General features: G+C 44.6%; 19 protein-coding genes. 15 read left to right on the top strand and 4 right to left on the bottom strand.

Translation table 11 applies throughout. The features are described 5' to 3' along the window. Positions 1-397: 397 nt before the first annotated feature. Positions 398-1,249, bottom strand: coding sequence for a DUF4351 domain-containing protein (locus F6K63_RS24760; protein WP_287313368.1), 852 nt, complete (start codon positions 1,247-1,249; stop codon positions 398-400). A gap of 633 nt (positions 1,250-1,882) precedes the next feature. Here F6K63_RS24760 and F6K63_RS24755 point away from each other — a divergent pair. Then, a complete protein-coding gene (locus F6K63_RS24755; protein WP_287313367.1) occupies positions 1,883-2,083 on the top strand; it encodes a hypothetical protein in 201 nt (66 codons plus the stop codon). A 127-nt stretch (positions 2,084-2,210) separates the two neighbouring features. Here the strand turns inward: F6K63_RS24755 and F6K63_RS24750 are convergent, their stop codons facing one another. Next, complete coding sequence (locus F6K63_RS24750; RefSeq protein WP_287313366.1) at positions 2,211-2,423, bottom strand: hypothetical protein; 213 nt, start codon at positions 2,421-2,423, stop codon at positions 2,211-2,213. A gap of 25 nt (positions 2,424-2,448) precedes the next feature. On the opposite strand from F6K63_RS24750, the gene F6K63_RS24745 reads away from it, so the two are divergent. The 7 genes from F6K63_RS24745 (at position 2,449) to ndk (ending at position 8,101) form a co-directional block, all read left to right on the top strand. Then, positions 2,449-3,894 carry a tetratricopeptide repeat protein gene (locus F6K63_RS24745; protein WP_287313365.1) on the top strand — a complete coding sequence of 482 codons (1,446 nt, stop codon included), beginning with the start codon at positions 2,449-2,451 and terminating at the stop codon, positions 3,892-3,894. A gap of 26 nt (positions 3,895-3,920) precedes the next feature. Further along, complete coding sequence (locus F6K63_RS24740) at positions 3,921-4,445, top strand: CHAT domain-containing protein (RefSeq protein ID WP_287313364.1); 525 nt, start codon at positions 3,921-3,923, stop codon at positions 4,443-4,445. Further along, positions 4,442-4,648, top strand: a complete 207-nt coding sequence (locus F6K63_RS24735; RefSeq protein WP_287313363.1) for a hypothetical protein — start codon at positions 4,442-4,444, stop codon at positions 4,646-4,648. Before F6K63_RS24740 ends, F6K63_RS24735 begins: the two co-directional genes overlap by 4 nt. Before the next feature lie 31 nt (positions 4,649-4,679). Next, a complete protein-coding gene (gene fcmB / locus F6K63_RS24730) occupies positions 4,680-5,732 on the top strand; it encodes a filament morphology actin-like protein FcmB (RefSeq protein ID WP_008188684.1) in 1,053 nt (350 codons plus the stop codon). Positions 5,733-5,785: 53 nt separating this feature from the next. Next, complete coding sequence (locus tag F6K63_RS24725) at positions 5,786-6,511, top strand: hypothetical protein (protein ID WP_287293436.1); 726 nt, start codon at positions 5,786-5,788, stop codon at positions 6,509-6,511. A 16-nt stretch (positions 6,512-6,527) separates the two neighbouring features. Beyond that, the gene (locus F6K63_RS24720) at positions 6,528-7,574 is read left to right on the top strand and encodes a D-alanine--D-alanine ligase family protein (protein WP_287313362.1); all 1,047 of its coding nucleotides are present in this window, start codon (positions 6,528-6,530) and stop codon (positions 7,572-7,574) included. 77 nt (positions 7,575-7,651) lie between these two features. Beyond that, positions 7,652-8,101 (top strand): nucleoside-diphosphate kinase, encoded by a 450-nt coding sequence (gene ndk, locus F6K63_RS24715; protein WP_044494944.1) that lies wholly within the window; start codon positions 7,652-7,654, stop codon positions 8,099-8,101. Between the two features lie 111 nt (positions 8,102-8,212). On the opposite strand, the gene F6K63_RS24710 is transcribed toward ndk, so the two are convergent. Continuing rightward, on the bottom strand, positions 8,213-8,971 hold the full coding sequence (locus F6K63_RS24710; RefSeq protein WP_008188702.1) for a TerC family protein: 759 nt from the start codon (positions 8,969-8,971) through the stop codon (positions 8,213-8,215). A gap of 373 nt (positions 8,972-9,344) precedes the next feature. On the opposite strand from F6K63_RS24710, the gene psaM reads away from it, so the two are divergent. Further along, complete coding sequence (psaM, locus tag F6K63_RS24705; RefSeq protein WP_071986952.1) at positions 9,345-9,440, top strand: photosystem I reaction center subunit XII; 96 nt, start codon at positions 9,345-9,347, stop codon at positions 9,438-9,440. Between the two features lie 1,471 nt (positions 9,441-10,911). Continuing rightward, entirely contained in the window at positions 10,912-11,304 is a 393-nt protein-coding gene (locus tag F6K63_RS24700) for a slr1601 family putative cell division protein (protein WP_008188704.1), read from the top strand. A gap of 122 nt (positions 11,305-11,426) precedes the next feature. On the opposite strand, the gene F6K63_RS24695 is transcribed toward F6K63_RS24700, so the two are convergent. Continuing rightward, a complete protein-coding gene (locus tag F6K63_RS24695) occupies positions 11,427-12,131 on the bottom strand; it encodes a tetratricopeptide repeat protein (protein WP_044494947.1) in 705 nt (234 codons plus the stop codon). Between the two features lie 390 nt (positions 12,132-12,521). On the opposite strand from F6K63_RS24695, the gene F6K63_RS24690 reads away from it, so the two are divergent. The 5 genes from F6K63_RS24690 (at position 12,522) to F6K63_RS24670 (ending at position 20,029) form a co-directional block, all read left to right on the top strand. Further along, positions 12,522-13,478: a hypothetical protein gene (locus F6K63_RS24690; protein ID WP_287313361.1), complete on the top strand. Its 957-nt coding sequence runs from the start codon at positions 12,522-12,524 to the stop codon at positions 13,476-13,478. A 258-nt stretch (positions 13,479-13,736) separates the two neighbouring features. After that, entirely contained in the window at positions 13,737-15,164 is a 1,428-nt protein-coding gene (locus F6K63_RS24685) for a cation:proton antiporter (RefSeq protein WP_287313360.1), read from the top strand. A gap of 448 nt (positions 15,165-15,612) precedes the next feature. After that, entirely contained in the window at positions 15,613-17,547 is a 1,935-nt protein-coding gene (locus F6K63_RS24680; RefSeq protein ID WP_287313359.1) for an N-acetylmuramoyl-L-alanine amidase, read from the top strand. Between the two features lie 125 nt (positions 17,548-17,672). Further along, positions 17,673-18,569, top strand: a complete 897-nt coding sequence (gene murI / locus F6K63_RS24675) for a glutamate racemase (RefSeq protein WP_287313358.1) — start codon at positions 17,673-17,675, stop codon at positions 18,567-18,569. Positions 18,570-19,234: 665 nt separating this feature from the next. Then, complete coding sequence (locus F6K63_RS24670; RefSeq protein ID WP_287313357.1) at positions 19,235-20,029, top strand: lysozyme; 795 nt, start codon at positions 19,235-19,237, stop codon at positions 20,027-20,029. Positions 20,030-20,725: the final 696 nt, after the last annotated feature.

Genomic DNA, 20,725 nt, shown 5'->3' with positions numbered 1-20,725 from the left:
CAAATTTGTTCTTAAGGAGTACTATTTTCTCACATAGCAATAGTTGCGTAGTGGCGTGGCACAGCTAATTTAGTGCAATAGCTTTTTCCACTAAACCCTTGTTAAAAGTAGATTATGGTATTTTTCTAAAGCAACATTTAAGCTGTGCCACGCCAGTAGGGTGCGTTAGGGGGGCCTCATTTTCCGCCTCGTAGCCAGGCTTTGGATAGCCCGCCCGGTAACGCACCACCGTGTCAAACAGCTTTTAGGAGATGCACCCCTAATTAAATTCTTAATGGTAAGAGCACACCATTACTTTTGTAGTCAACTTTTAGGTGCGACCCAAGGGCGATTTACTCGCCCTAGGAGGCGCGCACCTTTGCCTCTTGCCTCTTGACTTTTGCCCTTGCGCGTAGCGCTATAACTGTTTCAACCAATTGGTCAAATCCACTTCCGTTTCAAAATCTAACAACGCTTCTCCTAAATCCTCCAACTGCTGAAAGGATAATTTCTCAATTTGATTTTGTAATTGGGGATTGATTTCACCTAGGCGACGGTTAAGTAGACGCTTAATCAAATTAAGCTCATTGCGCTTTCCTTGTTCTAATCCCTGTTCTAATCCTTGTTCTAATCCTTGGCGAATAATTCGTTGATAAACTACTGACTCTTGCATCATATCCTCCCGAAAATAAGCTTGAATTAACTGTTCATCAAATTTCACCCCAGCCAACAGTTGCACGCAAGCAGATAGGTTACGCTGCTGTTGTCTATCTTCAATGATATCGATTCTGGCTGCTACTTGGGATAGCAGGTTTTCTGGGACTTCCGCTTGTGCTAATACTGCCAAGGGTAGTAACCCTGGGGTTGTGAGTAATGGTTGTGGATCACATTCCCAAATCCGAATCACCCGGTAGCGGAAGGATAGGTTCCTCTCGGTAAATTGATTGACAAATACTCCGGCTAATCGGGTTGGTTTCAGGAATATTATTACCTGTTCAATATCACAGCGATACTGTCGATATAACCTGACCCAATAATCGAGCATCCGCAGGGGTAAGGGAGGTTCAGATTGGGGTAGGGTTTGAAATTCCAAATGTAAAATAGCATCAGCAACTCGCACAAAAAACAAGGCATCTGCCCGAATTGGTTCTGTGCTTAATTCGGTGTTAAGAATTTCGATATCCTCTGCTGGTCCTTGGTTAAACAACCAACGGGTAAAGGCTTGGGGATATTGTTCAACTAAATATTTGAGGGTACTATCGTAAGTCATTACATATCAAAGACAACTATATCAATTCTACGACTTTTGAGGTACAAATATCTAGGTTTTAGGGAGCAGGGAGCAGGGAGCAGGGAGCAGGGAGCAGGGAAGAGGGAGCAGGGAAGAGGGAAGAGGTAAAAAATAATGTGTACATCATAGCTAAGAGAAACGCTATAAGATTAAATTATATTCACAAGTTTCCCTCATTAAGGGGCAACTAGATTCAAAAGTCCCCCTTATTAATACTAGATTCAAAAGTCCCCCTTATTAAGGGGAATTTAGGGGGTTCTAAAAGGGATTAACCAAACTGACATGTGTCTGAAACAAACGCTAATTATACTTTATAAATCGGGTGCATCTCCTAAAAGCTGTTTGAGCCGGTGGTGCGTTACGGGGTGGGCTATTTCAAAGCTGGCGAAGAAGCGGAAAATCAGGGCGAGCCCACCCCTAACGCACCCTACACAAAATTTACTAAAAGGGATTAACCATGTCTGAAACAAACACTAAATATACTTTATAAATCCTATGCAATAGCTTTTTTTAACTAACCCTAAAATACAAAAAAAAAAAAATTAAACCTCTTGACAAATAAAAATATAATCATTACAATAATCAATACATACTAAGTTGGAGTTTTTCACAATGTCAGAACAATTTACTCGCAATTTCAAGAAACAACCGACTCAGCACACTCTCAAAGGACCTCGTGAATCAGTAATTTATAGTATGCAAATGTTTTATTCCCTAGGCTATGCCGAAATCGCGGAGTGGACCCCTCTAGAACCGACCGATATTCCAGGAGAAGTAATAACTACTATGACCAAGTATTGGTTGTTGCCATAACACCTTAACTTTCTGGGGGGTTTTCCCCCCTTGGCCAAGGGTTTCGGAAATTTCTGACATATGTGATTGATCTAGCCGTGGATAGTATTTCTACGGCTATTTTTTTATGGAATTAAGAATTAAGAATTTAGAATTTAGAATTTAGAATTGGGAATTTAGAATCAGCAACACCCTTTCCTTCTGCCCTTCTCTCCTTTTCTCCCGACTTCTGACTTCTGACTTCTGACTTCTGACTTCTGACTCCTGACTTCTGACTCCCGACTTCTGACTTCTGACTTCTGACTTCTGACTCCTGACTTCTGACTCCCGACTCCCGACTCCCGACTCCCTTTGCTATCATTTAAATCTGCAACTGGCATTCTCCCATGAGCCGCCAATCCAGTGTCCGAAGCGTTCTAGGACTTCTTTTCCTATCCAGCCTCACCATTAGCCTGTGGCTCGGTCATGTTCCCGCTACCACCTGGCAACTGCAAGTGGGAAACCCAGCCACAGCTCAATCCCCTGATGCTAGCCAACTTGTCCAACAAGGGGTGGAACACTACCAACTGGGAGATTTTACTAGCGCTATAGAGTATTTGCAAACTGCGCTGACTACTTATCAACAAACCAACAACCGCCCTAACCAAACTATTGTTCTAGAAAACCTAGCGAGAGCTTATCAGCAAATTGGTCAAATCGACCAAGCCATTAACTACTGGGAACAAGTCATCACTAATTATCAGCAACTGGGGGATTTACAACAGGTAGGGCGGATGCTTACCGAACTGGCTCAAGCTTATAGTAAATTGGGGCAAAATCAAAAAGCGATCGCATTATTATGTGGTACCATTAATTATGATAATCCCCAAGATAACCCCTGTGTGCCAGAAAGTGCATTACAACTGGCTCGCACCCATAAAGACCAACTGGGAGTTGCTGCAGCGTTGGGGAGTTTAGGGGATGCTTATCGCCTCAGGGGCAAGTACGATCTAGGGATTAACTATCTCGAAAAGAGCTTAACTATTGCCCAAGATATTGACCACCTTGCCTATCAATCCTCAGCCCTGAATAGTTTAGGTAATGCCTACAGTAGCAAAGCTCAGCTCAGCTATCGTCGGGCAAATTCTGCTGAAAAAATCGAGTACACAAAAAAGGCTTCGGCACTCGCAGAAAAAGCTAAAAATAACGATAGCGAAGCACTAAAGTATTTTCAGAAAAGCCTCGACCTTGCTATTACTCAAAACGACCAATCCGGTCAAATGCGGGCAAGGCTTAATCAGATTCCCCTGTACTATCGCCTTGATAAAAATAGCGCTAGTGTTACGCAATGGCAAAAAGAATGGCAAAAAGCCTACTCCCTCTTGGAAACTCTACCAGATTCCCAGGATAAGGTTTATGCTGCCATTGAGTTAGCTAACCTGTTGCAACCGATTGCTCCGGCTCATGAAACTAGTCCCTGGATGCGATGCTATCAGCCCAAACTAGAACCCCAGGCTATTGCACTCCTCGACCAAGCCGTAAAAATAGCGCAACGGATTAATGACCATCGCTCCCAATCCTTTGCCCTAGGGGAACTGGGTCATATCTATGAGTGTCGTGACCAGTATACCAAAGCCCTAGAGTTAAGCCAACAGGCTAGACTAGCAGCTGAGCAAAACTTGCTGGCAAAGGATAGTCTGTACTTGTGGGAGTGGCAAACAGCACGAATTTTTAAGGACCAGGGGAAAGTAACTGAGGCAATTGGAGCCTATGAAAACGCGATCGCTACTCTCGAAACAATCCGTAGCGATATCCTAACTGCTAGTCGAGATGTCGTGAATTTGAAGCCTTGAGCAATGTCTCCAGAGAAGTTAAGGCAGTGACACAAACCATACCAGAGAGCAAACAGCTACTAGATGAGGAATTTACCCGCGATCGCCTACAACAAGAATTAGGCACAACGGTTTACCCGATTATTCACATAGCTACTCACGGTGAGTTCGGCACTGAACCGGAGGACACTTTCCTAGTCACCGGGGAAAATGATCAACTCACCATTGATGAATTAGATCGGGTAATTCGCAGTGTAGCTAGTACTACTGAACCAGTGGAGTTACTATCCCTGACTGCCTGTCGAACCGCCACTGGTGATGACCGAGCAGCATTAGGTTTAGCCGGTGTAGCTGTTCAAGCAGGAGCCAGAAGTGCTTTAGCCTCGCTTTGGTTCATTAATGATCAAATTACTGCCCAAATTGCTGCCCAATTTTACCAGGGTTTGCGACAATCAAACTTAAACAAAGCCCAAGCGCTTCGTGCTGCTCAAATCGCTTTACTGGAAGCAGGAGGACAATATGCTCGCCCCGCCTATTGGGCACCTTATCTAGTAATTGGAAATTGGTTTTGACACTCCCATATGGACGGGGCTTTAAACCCAAATTTTTTGGTAATCTTAGGTGTCCGACAGACTTGAGTGAACCTGCGTCTATAACCGACCTAGTATACGGATTTTTGGCCATTGGTGCCAGAGCGATCGCAAACAGCCTGATCATTGTCCGCACCCCGCTCTTGCCTAGACGGGGCTTCCAAACATCGGACTATTTTTTGTGAGTTGAGTTAAACAAACTGCTATATACTACGAATGACTGCTAAACAGCTTGCTACCCTCGTGAACAAAGTTCCTATTCTCAGCATTGACTTAGGTCGCACCTCTACTAAAGCTTGTATCAGCCGTTACCCCGATGGTGTAGTGCTAATTCCTGCCAACGTTGCCCATCTCACCGTTGAGCAAGTGCGTCGGGGTGGGTTTGAAGCTCGACTGGGTGACCCTCTATTAGATATTTGGCTCGAGTATCAAGGCAAAGGATACGCCATTGGACAACTAGCTGCTGACTTCGGAGCTAACTTGGGTGTTGGTCAATCGAAAGTAGAAGATGCCTTGATAAAAGTCTTTGCCTGCGTAGGACATTTCGAGCTTCAAGGTGACTTGGCAATTATCATGGGATTGCCCTACCATTCCCAAGAGCAGTTTGAGCGTGAAAAAGAGGAATTAATTGGTATCCTGGCTTCACCTCATGTCATGTACTACAGAGGGGAACCAGTGTCGATTACGATTAAAAAAGTTTGGGTGATACCAGAGGGCTATGGTAGTTTGATCTGGGTTGAAGTTCAGGAAAACGATCCATCCGATGGCGGATTACATGACCGTTCCGTCGCCGTTGTGGATATTGGCCACCAAACCACTGACTTTATCATGGCAGATTCGTTCCGATTTGCCCGAGGAGCATCTCAGAGTGAAGCATTTGCCATGAATGAGTTCTATGATCAATTAGCTGCCCAAATTCAGGGAGCTGACAGTCAATCTTTGCTATTAATCAAAGCGGTTAATCGTCCAGAAGGAGAGCGCTTCTATCGTCCTAAAGGTGCTGCTCAGCCCACAGACCTCGACGAAATTATACCGAGTTTGCGCAAAAGTTTTGCCCGTGAACTGTCTGATCGTTTGCTCGCTTGGCTACCAGAACGCACCACAGACGTAGTGGTGACGGGTGGTGGTGGACAATTCTTCTGGAATGATCTTCAACTTATCTTCAAAGAAGCTAGACTCAAGGGTTACTTAGCTCAACCCTCTCGAAAAGCGAATGCTTTGGGACAATACATTTATGGAGAGGTGCAGAAGCAGTCAGCATCTCGATAACTTGTAGATAAATTGTATTGTAATTATCCGATAAGATTATAGGCATAATTCCCATGGCACCTATAGCAAAAAAAGTAAATAAAACAGTAGCATTTACCGCTAACCGGGAGGATCAAGCCCTACTAAAGGTAGTGGAGAAAGAACTAGCTAAGGGTCAGTATCCTAGCTTTAGCATGTTGTGCAAGCAAGCTCTCCAAGAGTTTCTGTTGAAACCAGAGTCCTCTGAGGAAAAGAAATCCTCCCAGGAAACAACCAAAGAAACAACCGAGGAAACAACCGGTGTTGGAAATCTTGAAGACAAGCTAACCCAACTGCAGCAGCAATTAACTGAAGTGGTACAGGCGTTATCGGTTCAGAGTCCTAGCCAAGTCAATAATCAGCTAAGTGATCTGACTCAACGAATTGAGGAAATAGACTCTAATACAACTGAACAATTGACCCAGTTACAACAGCAGCTTGGGAAATTAGAGCAAGTTATATCTACTGAAGAATCCTCTGACCAACTTGATGATCAATTGACGGCCTTAATCCAACAGGTCAAGCAAGTCGATGACCGTTCTCATCAACAACTCGAACACTTAAAACAGCAAGTTGCTGGTGTAGAAACGGTGCTGTCGAATTTTAGTACGACGGATGTGTCTGGCTTAACAGCACAGGCATCCACAGCAAAAGCGACCAGAGACTCAGATGGGACGGCTAAAGCAGGATTGGAAAAAGACGCTGATCAATCTGATGATCCGTTACTAAGTCGCTTGGGTTCTTTATTAGAGGATTTTTAATTAACTTTATAGTGCTATGACAAAACGCAGAGTTGGACTGCTGTTTGGTGGTGTCTCAGGAGAACACGAAGTTTCCATTAGTTCTGCAAGAGCGATCGCAAACGCTCTGGGTGCTGACGAAAATGCCTCTAAGTACGAAGTGGTGCCAGTGTACATTCAAAAAAATGGCATCTGGACAGCGGTCGAAACTATCGCACAGGTTTTAGACTCGGGAACCCCCCTGGAATCTGCTCCTAGCGGTAATGTCTGGCAATTTCCTACCGTTGCCACTGAGGTAGATGTCTGGTTTCCCATCCTCCATGGGCCAAATGGGGAAGATGGCACAGTTCAGGGATTACTAACTCTGATGGGAGTTCCCTTTGTCGGTAGTGGTGTTCTGGGTTCAGCTGTAGGCATGGACAAGCTGGCAATGAAGACAGTATATGCCCAAGCTGGATTACCCCAAGTCAAATACATGGAAGTTTTGCGATCGCAAGTTTGGTCCGATCCCTGTGTATTTACCAAACTCTGTGACCAAATTGAAGAAACCTTAAACTATCCCTACTTTGTCAAACCAGCTAATTTAGGCTCATCGGTCGGGATTGCCAAAGTGCGATCGCGTTCTGAATTAGAAGCGGCCTTAGATAAGGCTGCTAGTTATGACCGCAGGTTGATTGTAGAAGAAGGAGTAGTAGGGCGAGAAGTAGAGTGTGCTGTACTAGGGAACGATCATCCCAAAGCCTCAGTAGTTGGTGAAATTACCTATGAGAGTGATTTCTATGACTACGAAACCAAATACACTCAGGGTCAAGCGGACTTGTTAATCCCCGCTCCCTTGCCCACTGACGTCATTACCCAGATTCAGGAAATGGCAATCCAGGCGTTTACTGCCGTTGATGGGGCTGGTTTAGGACGGGTAGACTTCTTTTATGTCGAAGCCACTAGGGAAATCTTCATCAACGAGATTAACACCTTACCAGGTTTTACAGCAACCAGTATGTATCCCCAACTGTGGGCAGCTACAGGTGTTTCTTTTCCAGAATTGGTGGATCAGTTAATTCAACTAGCAATAGGGCGGGCTTGAATCTTAGTCCGAAGGGAATATCATGGGAAAGGCTATGCCGAAGATTGAGCTGAGTTAAACAATTTGAGGAGATAAACTTGGAACGGACATTTCTGATGGTTAAGCCGGATGGTGTACAACGGAATCTTGTTGGTCAAATCATCCAGCGTTTTGAGACAAAAGGTTTTACCTTAGTTGGGCTGAAGCTGATGAACGTCAGCCGTGAACTTGCCGAACAGCATTACGCTGTTCACAAAGAGAGACCTTTCTTTCCCAAACTAATCGAATTCATCATCTCTGGTCCCGTAGTAGCAATGGTCTGGGAAGGAAATGGAGTAGTGGCTTCCGCAAGAAAGATAATTGGTGCTACCAAACCTCTGGAGGCTGAACCAGGAACCATTCGGGGCGATTATGGCTTAGACACAGGTCGCAATCTTATCCATGGCTCAGATGCCATTGAGACAGCGCAGAACGAGATTAGTCTCTGGTTTAAGGAAGAAGAGCTAGTTAGCTGGCAACCAACCATAACCCCTTGGCTTTACGAGTAATAGTAACATGAACCTTTAGACCGGAAGTCCAACGCTCTACCCATGTTTGGTGAGCGTTGGTATCATTGATTGGGAGATGGGGGAATTCTTCCCGGCTCTTGTGAAAAGCCTTTAGCGACTAGCTTCTTTTGCGGTTTGCTCTTTCCCCAAAGCCGGTTGCCCTTGGTTTTCCACAGGAATTGGCTCCAGGTCTGGGGTCTTAGACTTTTCAGAAAATCCCCACATGAACACTAGGGCAATAGCAGCAATCATTAACCATTCCGGTGGCACTAATTCCGGTTTAATCGCTCTGACCAACAGCCGCAATCCCACAAAGCCCACGGTGATGTAGCCAGCATCCTCCAGATAGACATACTCTTTCAACCAACGAATAAATAAGCCCGCCATGAAGCGCAGGGTAATTACCCCAATGGTGCCACCAGCAATAACCAGCCAGGTCTGGTCAGAAATTGCGATCGCTGTCGTGACACTATCCAAGGAAAAAGCTAAATCCGTAACAGCAATTAGGGGAATTGCCTGCCATAGAGAAGTAAACTTCGGGCCATGATGGTGATGTTGTTCATCTTCATCAGAGGTGAAATACTCAAAGACCAACCAGAGCAGATAGGCTGCTCCCAATAACTCAAACTGCCAAAACTGCACTACCCAAGTGGCTGTAAAAATCAAACTGATTCGTAGGACATAGGCAACTGCTAAGCCCAAGTTAAGAGCATGGCGTTGAAGTTGTTTGGTTTCTAAGCCTTGGGAGATCGCAGCTAACGCGATCGCATTATCAGCAGACAGTACAGCTTCTAGTGCCACCAGAATCAACAAAACCACAGGACCCTCAAGCCCAACATTAAACGATGAGTTAAGAATTTGGTCTAGCATTAAAAATTATTAATGTCTTAAAAGGTTAACTTAGTCTATGTAATAGACTTAATCGCCTAAATTGCTAAAACTTTGATATCTAATTTAATTAATCTTAACATTTAATCATAATTAAAGTGCGCTGCGACCCCAGGGAGGTTCCAACGCCCACACCGAACCTTCAGCAAGATCAAGGTAATAGCTGTGATCGCAATTTGAGATCAACCCAAGCTAAAAGGATTCTATTATCTGGATTTGACCAGTGATTGTGATAAAATTCCAGAACTAGCCCAATTAGTTGGCTTCGGTGCGACCCGTGGCGAATTAAATTTGCCTAGGTCAAGCGCACCGTGAATGGTATAGAATATCGCTCAAATAAAGGAGATTGTATACGATGCCTATTTCAGATGCCCAAGTTATCGGAGCTCTATTCCTGGCTTTGATTCCGGGATTTCTAGCATTCCGGCTGTCTACGGAACTTTACAAATAATCCTGGGAAGCTCAAAGCCTTGCTCCTAAGCGGCCTGGATCTAGAGCGGACAAAGGATAAACAAAATAGTTTAACTAACCCACCCATAATCTAGGATTTGGGTGGGTTAGCTTCCTCCGCGATTCATCCCACATCTCAATGCCCAGCATGAGTGTTTAAAGTTACCGTAAGGATAGGGTCGCCTTTATGGTTAGTCGGTTATGCGTAAAAGGGTTAAAACTTTGCCGATTTTGGCTCCACTAACAATCAGGTTTCGTCTCCAGGGATGAATCGCGGACAGGAACTCTGATAAACAGCCTGAAAAACGTTATACTAAAAATAGTAGGGAAAACAAATTAAGAGCTAACCGCCACCTACTAATTAAAAATAGAACTTATTGTATTGTTCCGGCGCGGAGGGGCATCCCGTGTCGTTAATAAAGTAACCCGTGTATCCTAAGCGATGGCTGGAGTTGGTAAGAAGCCCACACTGTAATCTTCGATGAGCGTGTGGGAGTATGTCACTTAAACTAGTTAATCAATGGCGAAGCCTCATTAAAGCTAGTGAAATCCTTGACACTCGCTCACGCTCATCACGGGATTATAGTCAGGGATTCTTAAGAGCATAAAACTCTTAATGGCTGAGCCAAACAGCCTCTAGACTCTCTGACAAAATCCTTGAGCTTACTTGCATCTTGATCTACGCTTTTAGCAGCGGCTTTTCAGCTGGCGCGCAAACCGGCACCTTTTGGGTGCATTAATATTTTTTAATCTTAGCAGAGCTCATCAAGAAGCGCAACAGATTGAGTCTCCAATTCCCAAGGGTCAGAAGTTACCCCAGCGAGCAATCCCTCGCTGGGGCAGCCTTTATGGTTGGGAGGCTTGGCTGAAAAGGCTTAAAACTTTGAGGCGCGACAATCGCGCGAATTTAATTACGGGTCAAGCGCGCCTCCATGATTAAGGCAAGAGACGAAACCTTAGATCAGGTCGCCTTTATAACAACAGTTTTAAACCTTTTCTGCATAACCTACAACCCAAAAAGGCGACCTGATCTTACGGTAACTTCAAACCTTATTTTAAGGTTTCGTCTCCGGGCTGTGTGGGTCACCTGCGTCCACACTCTATAAGCCCCCTTTCCCGCGCTTCATACGCGGGTATAACGGGAGGGGAATTGGATTTGAATGATGGCTGCCAACGCCAGTCTACCTGGGAATGTTAATAGATATTTTATATATTATAAGCAATAATTCTGAATTATTATCCTGAGTGGAAGATCCTTTCCCTTGGATTGGAGTCAACACCAGGCAATTTATGTGATCGAACTCACATTATGCTAAGCTCTTAGTCTATTTGGGGGTTTGATTCTTCCATAAAGACTATTCTTTAGCTAAATTATCTGGCTAAATAAAAGGTGCATACTCAAAACTCTATCCTAATCAACCCAATAATAAACCCAAGGGCGCTGGTGTGCCAGCGTGGCATTGTAAAAGGAAATGAACGCAATCCAACCCCCTCACTCAACTCGGCTACCATCAAAACCTCGCCGAAGAGTTCCTCGAATCAAGCACCGTCCGCAGCGACAGTCTTACGGGGCAGTTGCTGGTGAAACTACTGCTAAGTTACTTGTTAACCTAGTTCTCTGTGCCGCTGCGATTACCGCACTAATGGAACTATTACCTTATCATCTCTCACAGCAAGCCAAGTTGCGAGAAGTCAAACGAGAGGTGAAGCGAACTGAAACACGAGTGAATAAATTGCGCCGTGAATTCAGTCGCTCTTTTGACCCCAGGCAAGCCCAGAAAGTAATGCGAGAGCAAAGCTTACGACGTGATCCAAATCAGGTTCAGGTCGTCTGGCAAGATCCAGACTTAGGGGATGGAAATTAGTTATACTTCCGGTGGGCATAAACTGAGCTAAAGGTAATAGGTCGAGGTGGCTCGATGCGTTCGCGTAGCGTCTCCTAGGTCGAATCGCTGTTTGGGACCGTTAGAGCTAAGCACTAACCCCTTCAAGCTCTCAGTGGCTTAAGCAAATCATTGATCCAATTTTCCACTTTCTCGCGCAAGGAATCAGAAGAACCAGACTTTGGCAGCCACTTCAGAGCCTTGTGATAGTCGCTGATGGCACAGTTCCAGTCACCCCTGAGATGGTAAGTACGCCCTCTCTGAGCATAGACATGGTCTTCCAGGCATCCCAGCATTAGAGCCATGTCAAGGTTTTCTAGGGCTAAATCGTACAATCCCAATTCCCGGAAGGTGATCCCTTGGTTAATCCAGGTGCGGATATTTCCCGGATTGAGATCAATAGCTTGCTCGTAGTCGGTGAGGGCTTCAGCCAGTTGCCCAACTGATGCATAATAATTAGCGCGATTGTTGTAAGCACTGTCCAATGTTGGATCAATTCCCAGTGCCTGATTGTAATCAAATAAGGCTTTGTAGGGCTGACCACTTTGGAAATACAGCAATCCCCGATTGTTGTAGTCTGATGCGCTGGTGGGATTGAGATTAATCAACTGGGTTAACAATGCGATCGCACTGTTGTAATCCCCTTGTTTCACTTTCGAGTTTGCTAAGGTGCGCAGGCTTTTCACAGAGTGTATGTGGCTTTTTCTAGGCACTAGCCTCACTGGCGCTAAATGCCTGTGGTTTTTACGGGACATTGGGAACCACTGTCGATTTTGGTTTTGCCGATTTAGAAAAGTAGGAGCATTCATATTTGCCTCAACCTCATTTGCAGCCTATCTAGATTCAACCTTACGGCTAACAGCACCCAGCTGGTTGGTCTTAATGTGTCACTTATTAATGCGTCTTCGGTGTACCCAAGAAAACCATCCAGATTGTCCCTACAACTTGGGACTCTTCTTTGAAGACTACAGCAGTAATATTACAGTTTCCTGAAAGACGAATTAATTTTGTCCGGATGATTTTATAGAGGGGCTGGGACTGGACACTTTTGGGAAGATGCACAATTCCCTAGGGGTTTGGGGTTTGGGGTTTGGGGTTTGGGTGTCATTACTGAAATGCAGCTATAGCAGAAAGCGGATAGATGTGTTCAAAATAGTATAGTTACTATTCCACCGCATCCACTCTCAGGAGGAAATCCTGTGCCATCCCTTCCACCTTCAATTCCACCTGTGTCTTCGCCCCCAACCAACCAATGGCTGCGAATGGTAGGGATGTGGCTAGCAGTTGCTGTCATTGGTGCAGGGCTAGGTTGGTCATATCAAGAATGGCAAAGTTATCGAAATCTACTATTACGCTTAGAAGAGATTCAGAAGCACCGATCAGAACGGGAATATGAAGAATGCATCAATAAAGCCACGACTATTCCTGAAAAGTCGCCTATATATCAACAGACTCAGGTGATTTTTAATGAGTGTGCCCAGAAACTATTTGGCAAAGCTAAGATACTAGCTGCAGCGAACCAATTTAAAGACGCAATTATCGAGGCCAATAAACTGACCCCAGATAGTGCTCCTTACCAAGAGGCACAACAGTTAATTAATCAGTGGTCTAACCGCCTATTTCAGAAAGCTACCAAGCTGTATCAGGAACAAGGGAAGCTCAATGAAGCCATTGCTCTAACTCAAGTCATTCCTGAAACTAATCTGATTCGTCAAAGATTACCCGAGACCATTGCCCAATGGAAACAAGAGTGGGCTGTGAATGTATCGATTCGCAAACAAGCACTTCAAGCTCTGGAGGCAGGTCAATGGCAACAGGCTAAGCAAAAGGCTAGGAGGGTGACCACTAGCTATTGGCAAAAGAAAGTTGAACCAATTATAGACAGGGCAGATGCTAAAATTTCTACCATAGAAGCCCACAAAGAAGCTCAACGAGTCAGACGACAAGCCCAGCAAGATGCTCAACGAGTCAGACGACAAGCCCAGCAAGATGCTCAACGCATAGCCAGAGAAAAAGCACAACAAAAAGCTCAGGAGCAGGATCAACGAAGACAGCAATGCATTAAGCTGGTAACGAAATACACTGAAGAGAATGAGTGGGCTCTCAAAGAATACGAAAGGTTAAGATGTGATGATTTTCCCCATGAGCTCTTTTAACCAAGCGATCGGGTTGTTCTTCTCCTAGACAAGTTGGTTTGTTGGCACGCCCTTGATTAGGAATTAAGTACCATAACTTAACCCAACATCTAACACCTCAAACCTGACATCTAACATTTAATACATAACACCTAACACCTAAGCATCAAAACTCCATTGACAGAGTACTAGCTTAGTTTGAGCCCCTGACTAGACCTGAGAGGCTCAAGGATTGCCATAATTTTTGTAAAGTATAATGAATGATTTATTCGCAACTACATGGCTGATACAACTGCCTGGGTGAATCTCCTCACCCCCTTACCATTCCTCCCCCCTGAACACCCTCTGCCATCCCTATTGGCAACAGCAACGGAAGCCACTGCTAATGCTAATGAAGCAGAAAACGGTTCACTGGTTCTTGCAGGAGTGCTATTGAGTCTAGTGGTGATCTACTTCGCCAGTAAACTTGGAGGCGAAATTTGTGCTCGGATTAACTTACCACCGGTATTAGGGGAATTGGTCGGTGGTGTAGTTGTCGGGGTTTCTGCCCTAAATCTGCTAGTTTTCCCAGAAGGGGGCAGTGCGGCTAGCAATTCTGTAATGATGAGCTTTCTCCAAACTACGGCTGGTCTAACCCCAGAAGCTACCAACTCAGTCTTTGAGTCTACTAGCGAGGTGATTTCCGTCTTAGCGGAACTCGGCGTGATCATCCTGTTATTTGAAATTGGACTAGAGTCTGACCTCAAAGAACTGATCCGTGTTGGTCCGCAGGCTGCTGTGGTAGCTGTAGTTGGCGTGGTTGTCCCCTTTGCTGCTGGTACTGCTGGTTTAGCTTACCTATTTCATATTTCTGCTGTCCCTGCTATTTTTGCTGGTGCTGCCCTAACTGCCACTAGTATCGGGATTACCGCTAAAGTCCTAGCAGAAATTGGACAGTTGAGTTCTAAAGAAGGGCAAATTATCATTGGTGCTGCCGTACTCGATGATGTCCTAGGAATTATCGTCCTGGCTGTGGTGGCTAGTCTGGCAAAAACTGGGGAAGTCGTGATCACTAATGTGATCTATTTGATTATTAGTGCTGGTGTCTTCCTAGTTGGAGCAATTCTAATCGGTCGCTTCCTCGGTCCGTATTTCGTTGCCTTGGTCAAGGAAATGAAAACCCGAGGTCAGGTATTACTGACAGCACTCATTTTTGCCTTTGTCTTGTCCTATATTGCCACAGCTATCCAATTAGAAGCCATTTTGGGAGCCTTTGCTGCTGGGCTAGTCTTGGCAGAGACGGATAAGCGTCGAGAATTAGAAGAACAGGTCTTACCAGTGGCAGATATACTTGTGCCCATCTTCTTTGTTACTGTGGGAGCCAAAACTGATTTGAGTGTGCTTAACCCAGCAGTTCCCAGTAATCGCGAGGGTTTGATCTTGGCAACTTTCCTGATTGTGGTGGCAATTCTTGGTAAGGTGATCACAGGATTGACAGTCTTTGGTCAATCAGGAATTAACCGTCTGGCTATTGGGGTTGGCATGATTCCCAGAGGTGAAGTGGGGCTAGTCTTTGCTGGTGTTGGTTCAGCAAGTGGTGCTCTTTCAGAAGCCACTGAAGCAGCGATTATCATGATGGTTATTTTAACGACTTTTATCGCTCCGCCTTTGTTGCGGTTGGTCTTTCAAGAGCCATCTGAGCCGGTGGAAACAGCTGGAGAGTCTTGAGACTTGTTGCTAAGCTATCTGAGCTTGCTGATTAAAGACAATTATTGATGCAGGATTCTTGAAGAATCCTGTTCAATTTAGTTGATTGTGTATGCTTTAAGATTTGACAAAGCTAAGTGTGTTAACTAAAACCAAATTTTCGATTCAGAGAAACCCGTGTATACTGAAACTCTTGAAACTTAACCAAGCTAATCTACGTCCGAGTCTGTTAACGGTTTTAATAAGATTAATCAGATTAATCTTATTAGTCAAACAGACTAGACATTGCTTGACTGGGCTATTAATTAGGGGTATTCATCGTGAGTGGTTAGGGATTAGCGGTTAACTATAGCCTACTCTAGGCAGCTGTTGGGGTCTAATACTTAACCGCTAACAGCTGGTATAACCAATTGCTATAACCAATTGCTATAACCAATTACCTAAGATACATGATACAGGAGTAAGAATTGTGAGGTTTCGCTGGCTACTGCTACTCTCCAGCTCTTTGACATTTTCTCTATTTTCATTGGCGGCTCAAGCCCGTGAACTACTATTTTGGCAATATGATCGCAATCAGAATCGCCTGGAATTTACCACTGATGTGGGTGTACAACCCACAGCCCAACTCATTTCTAATCCTACCCGGTTAGTGATTGATTTACCGGGAATTAACGTCGGAGGTCCATCAACAAATCAGCGTCTAAGCGGGGCGATTCGAGAAGTGCGAGTGGGTCAATTTGAGAGACAAACCACTCGGATTGTGGTTGAATTGGCTCCTGGTTACACTATAGACCCCCAGCAGGTAAAATTTCGGGGTATTAGCCCCAATCAGTGGACTGTACAATTACCTCAGCCCTATCGAGGGTCACTGCCGGTTCTGCCTAACCCAGCACCGCCATCTCTACCACCGGCTCAGCCACCGACCCGCACTCAATCCCCTCCACCACGGCCAACTATTCCGAGATCCAATCCAACTATTCCGAGATCCAATCCGGGGATTCGCCGCCAAGGCTTTCAGATCAATAGAAATGGATTTTTTGTCAGTACCGATGGTGGGAAACCTATCATTCAAATCGAACGAAGTCGCAATAACCGCCGCATTAACATCGACCTAGAAGGGGTTACAATTGCCGAGAGTCTGTTAGGGGAGGATTTGGAGGTAAATCGCTACGGGGTTAGCAAAATCGAGTTTGAAAAGAAAAAAGAGTCCCCACCGATTGTCCGGATGACCCTAAATGTGGATAGTGACAGCCCTGATTGGCTGGCATCGTTCAGTCAAAGATTGGGAGGGGTGTTGATTTTCCCTAGGGGGATCCCAGCTCAACGCTTAGATAATGGACCAACATCCAAAGTGCCAACGAAACCGATTCAATCTCGTGGCTCGGCTAATACCGGTAAGTTAGCCACCATTGGGTCAGTGGAACTGGCTAGTAATCAGACTCAGCTATTGATTAAGGCTAACCAACGGGTCAGAGCCACTAGCAAATGGGATCCTCGTTCAAAGGCTTACCAAATTACTATACCGAATGCCAAACTAGCTGAGAAGTTCAGTGGCCCTCAACTTAATACCACTAGTCCCGTATCAGAGGTGATGGTTCGGCAGGAGGACAAAAACACGGTGCTGATTCTGGTACAACCATCAAACGGTACCCGAATTGGTAGCCTCAATCAGCTCAATGATCAGCTGTTGGCTCTGCAACTGAGACCATTTCTATCAAGGAGGCCAACCAGGATACCCCCGCGCTCGATTCCTGTGCCACCGCCTAACTCGATTCCTGTGCCACCGCCTAACCGGACTCGCCCACCAATTCCCAGACGTCAGGTTCCCAAAGAGCGCCTGGTAGTGGTCATTGATGCCGGACACGGTGGCAAAGACCCTGGTGCTATTGGTATTGGGGGTATACAAGAGAAGGATGTTAATTTGTCGATTTCCCGACAGGTGGAAGCGCTGTTGGAAAAACAGGGGATCCAGGTTGTCATGACTCGCTCAGATGACCGATTCATCAGTCTGAATGGACGAGTTCAAGTGGCAGAACGGACTGATGCTGATTTATTTGTCAGCATCCACGCTAATGCTATCGGGCGTAACCGACCGGATGTGAATGGATTAGAAACTTACTACTACTCTACTGGTCAGAGTCTTGCCCAAACCATCCACTACACTATCTTGCGGAGCGTGGATATTAGTGACCGACGTACCCGACGGGCGAGGTTTTATGTGCTCAGGAAAACCTCCATGCCAGCAGTTCTGGTAGAAGTTGGTTTTCTAACCGGCTATGAAGACTCCGCTAAACTGAAAACTTCCGCCTATCGCAGCCAGATGGCTAGAGCGATCGCTCGTGGCATCCTCCTATATATTCGGCAAAATCGGTTATATTCGGCAGAATCGGTTGACCTAAGTTAAGTTCTGATATTTTGTCAATTCTTAATTGATAATTGCTAACCTATAATCTAACAATTTTCTTGTTTTGAGCGAACCTAAGTAATTTGTTTATTGCCCCTGGGTGGGTAGGTGCCAATTCTTAGCCAATGATCAATAACCAAATTTTGATCTCTCGAACTCAACCCCAGAGTAGTCCTATCGGGATTTTCGACAGTGGTGTGGGGGGTCTGACTGTTCTGAGGGAACTATACAAACAACTACCATCCGAATCAATTATTTACTTTGCTGACACAGCACGGCTACCCTACGGTACCAGATCTACCGATGAAATCGTGCAGTTCGGCTTCGAGATTCTCAGCTGGATGGTGCAACAGGATGTCAAAATGGTGGTGATGGCCTGCAACACCAGTTCGGCTCTGGCATTGGAAACTCTGCGTAGTGAGTTTGACATCCCAATGCTGGGGCTGATTCTACCGGGTGCCCGTGCGGCGCTCCACCAAGGTCGTCGGATTGGGGTGATTGCTACACCAGCTACGGCTGCCAGCAATGCTTATCGAAATGCTATTTTAGAGGTTGAACCAACGGCTCAGGTCTGGCAAGTGGGTTGTCCGGAGTTTGTGCCATTAGTGGAGCAAAATCGCTTGTGCGAACCCTACACTACAGCGGTAGCACGGCAGTACCTAGAACCTTTGCTAGCAGCCCAAATTGATACCCTAGTTTATGGCTGTACTCATTATCCCCATCTCGAACCGATCCTACGGGAAATATTACCCCCAGACGTTAAATTGGTAGACCCAGCGAAATACGTTGTTGCTGCTGCTGCTCAAGAACTGGATTTAATTGGAGGGAAGAATACTGGGGAGGCAAGACCAACTCGCTTTGGGGTCAGCGGTTGTCCTCAACAGTTTGCCCAACAGTCCCTAAAATGGCTGGGTTACACTCCAACAGTTGAAAAAATACATCTACCACAGGTCTCAATCCCTAGGATACCTTTAGGTGCGACCCGTGATGGCGAGCAATCCCTTGACCGTAGGTCACGCTAAGCGAACGCCATCACGGAAAGCGCACCTTTAGAATCGGTAGATTGACCAATAATAGACCGATTTTTTTTACCATAAAATGGCTTGTGGAGGCAATAGTTAACGCATCCCACTTTCCTTAGGTGAAGTCGTTGCTCAGAGGCGACTTCACCTAAGTTAGTTATTATCAAGATTAATTTTTCGCAATTTTTTCGGTCACTTTAACCCCTTTAACTCACCCTAGATCTAAATCAAGCTAAATCAAGGTTTGGCTCGGCTTGTCATATCATCTCCGGATAATTACCCTTAATAATCTGTCGCCCACGGGAACGCGCACCAAGAGACGGGAAAGGGGAATTCATAGTTTTGTAAATTTTTGTTTCAAACTTATCACAATTAACGTAAAAGCGAAAACTCACGCTGAAGACTACTTTAGTAACTCAAAACCCTAGTTGTTGAGTAAGCAGTCAGCTATCAGCTTAGTCAAGAAACAGAGTCAAGTCATGGAATTTTTTTCCTGGGCGACTCTTGTCTATTAAAATCTGGTTTATCGCTTTTTTATAACCATTAAAAATTGCGAATTACTAATTTACCCTTAACCTTTAGCCATAAAAAATCAGGGATATAATAATTAGTAAAGCAGATTTGATCACCAATAACGTTACGTTTATTTTATAAGTCATCCAACTATGTCAGCTCTAACTATTAAAGAAATCAAACTCGATAGCCTTTCTGTGGAAGAACGCTATGCACTTGACATTATAGTCAACCTGCCAGTGCCTCAGGTTAGTAAACTCCAAGAATTAATGGAATTGGAGGTAGAAGAAGTTATTAGCCCTATAATTATACAAAATTTTATTGAACTGTGTCAAGAATGCGGCTTGGACTTGTCTGAGCCAGGAGTCAATAAGTTTAAAGATGCTAACAAACTCGGTAATACTGGAGCTGTCAGAGGAATTATTGGTCCTCAAACGGCTCAGTTTTACTTTGATGCTATCATCAAGAAAGTAACACCAGAGTTGCCACCAGGTACCGATAGAAACATTAACCAAGCTGGTTTAGATCTGGTTAAAGAGTTTGAAGGACTCCATAAAAGGTGCCCCGATGGCAGAGTAGAAGCTTATATCGATCCGGTGGGAATTCCTACTATTGGATGGGGTCATACTGCTGGTGTTAGGATAGGAGATATCATCACTGTTGAGCAAGGGGAGAAATTGCTCAGACAAGATTTAGAAAGTTCTGAATCTACGGTGAGTAATCTTGTCAAAGTATCACTGACTGATAATCAATTCTCTGCTCTAGTTAGCTTTGTGTTCAATATAGGACCAACAGCGTTTAGGCGCTCTACATTGTTACGTAAGTTGAATCAGGGTGATGTTCAAGGGGCGGCCAAGGAGTTTCTTCGTTGGAACAAGGGTGGTGGTCGAGTCCTATTAGGCTTGAGCAAACGCAGAGAAGCGGAGCGTAAACTGTTTCTGAGCTAATTCAAATTGAAGGTTAAAGGTTGCAGGTTGAAAGGTTGAAAGTTTGAAAGGTTGAAGATTGTCATCCAAGGCTACACCTAATACCTAACCCCTAACCCCTCTAAGTTTGGCAAAATGTATAATAAAAGACCTATCACCCAGTAAGGTAATTACTCACCTTAGCCAAAAAAATGGGTTTAAAGCCCCGTCCTTCTAGGACGGCTTTTATTTTAATCTCTGACTTGACAGTTTTCACAGAGCGTGTTATTGAAAAATATAACAGATAACTAAAAACAATACGGATAGACACTATCTTAGAATAAGTAGACAATGTAAAAAACAAGCTAAGAGATAAGCATGTTGCATAATCCAATCTAACGATTTGGTCGTCTATGAAAATCTAAGATTAAAAAAAATATGGGCTCTCCTAGACTGATTATAGTAAATGAGTAGTTTAAATTAGCGATTACCCCTTAAATAGCAAGGGATTCAATAAACTAAAAATACATTTTTAGTTTATTGGCATTTTTAAATTAATCAAACCCTTGATTAGTAAAGGCTATGGCGATTATTTTATACTTTATAATAGCCACTCTAGGAGAGCCAAAATATTTAAAATCATTGTCTATCTAAATCCTTAATAATTTAGGTACGGTGGGGCACACCGAAACCTAGGTCATAGACCAAACACGCTCATGGAGAATTGTCCTCTACCTT

Origin of the sequence: Moorena sp. SIO1G6, from assembly GCF_010672795.1 — a bacterium.
Taxonomy (GTDB): Bacteria; Cyanobacteriota; Cyanobacteriia; order Cyanobacteriales; family Coleofasciculaceae; genus Moorena; species Moorena producens.
This window is presented reverse-complemented; position numbering and strand designations above follow the sequence as displayed.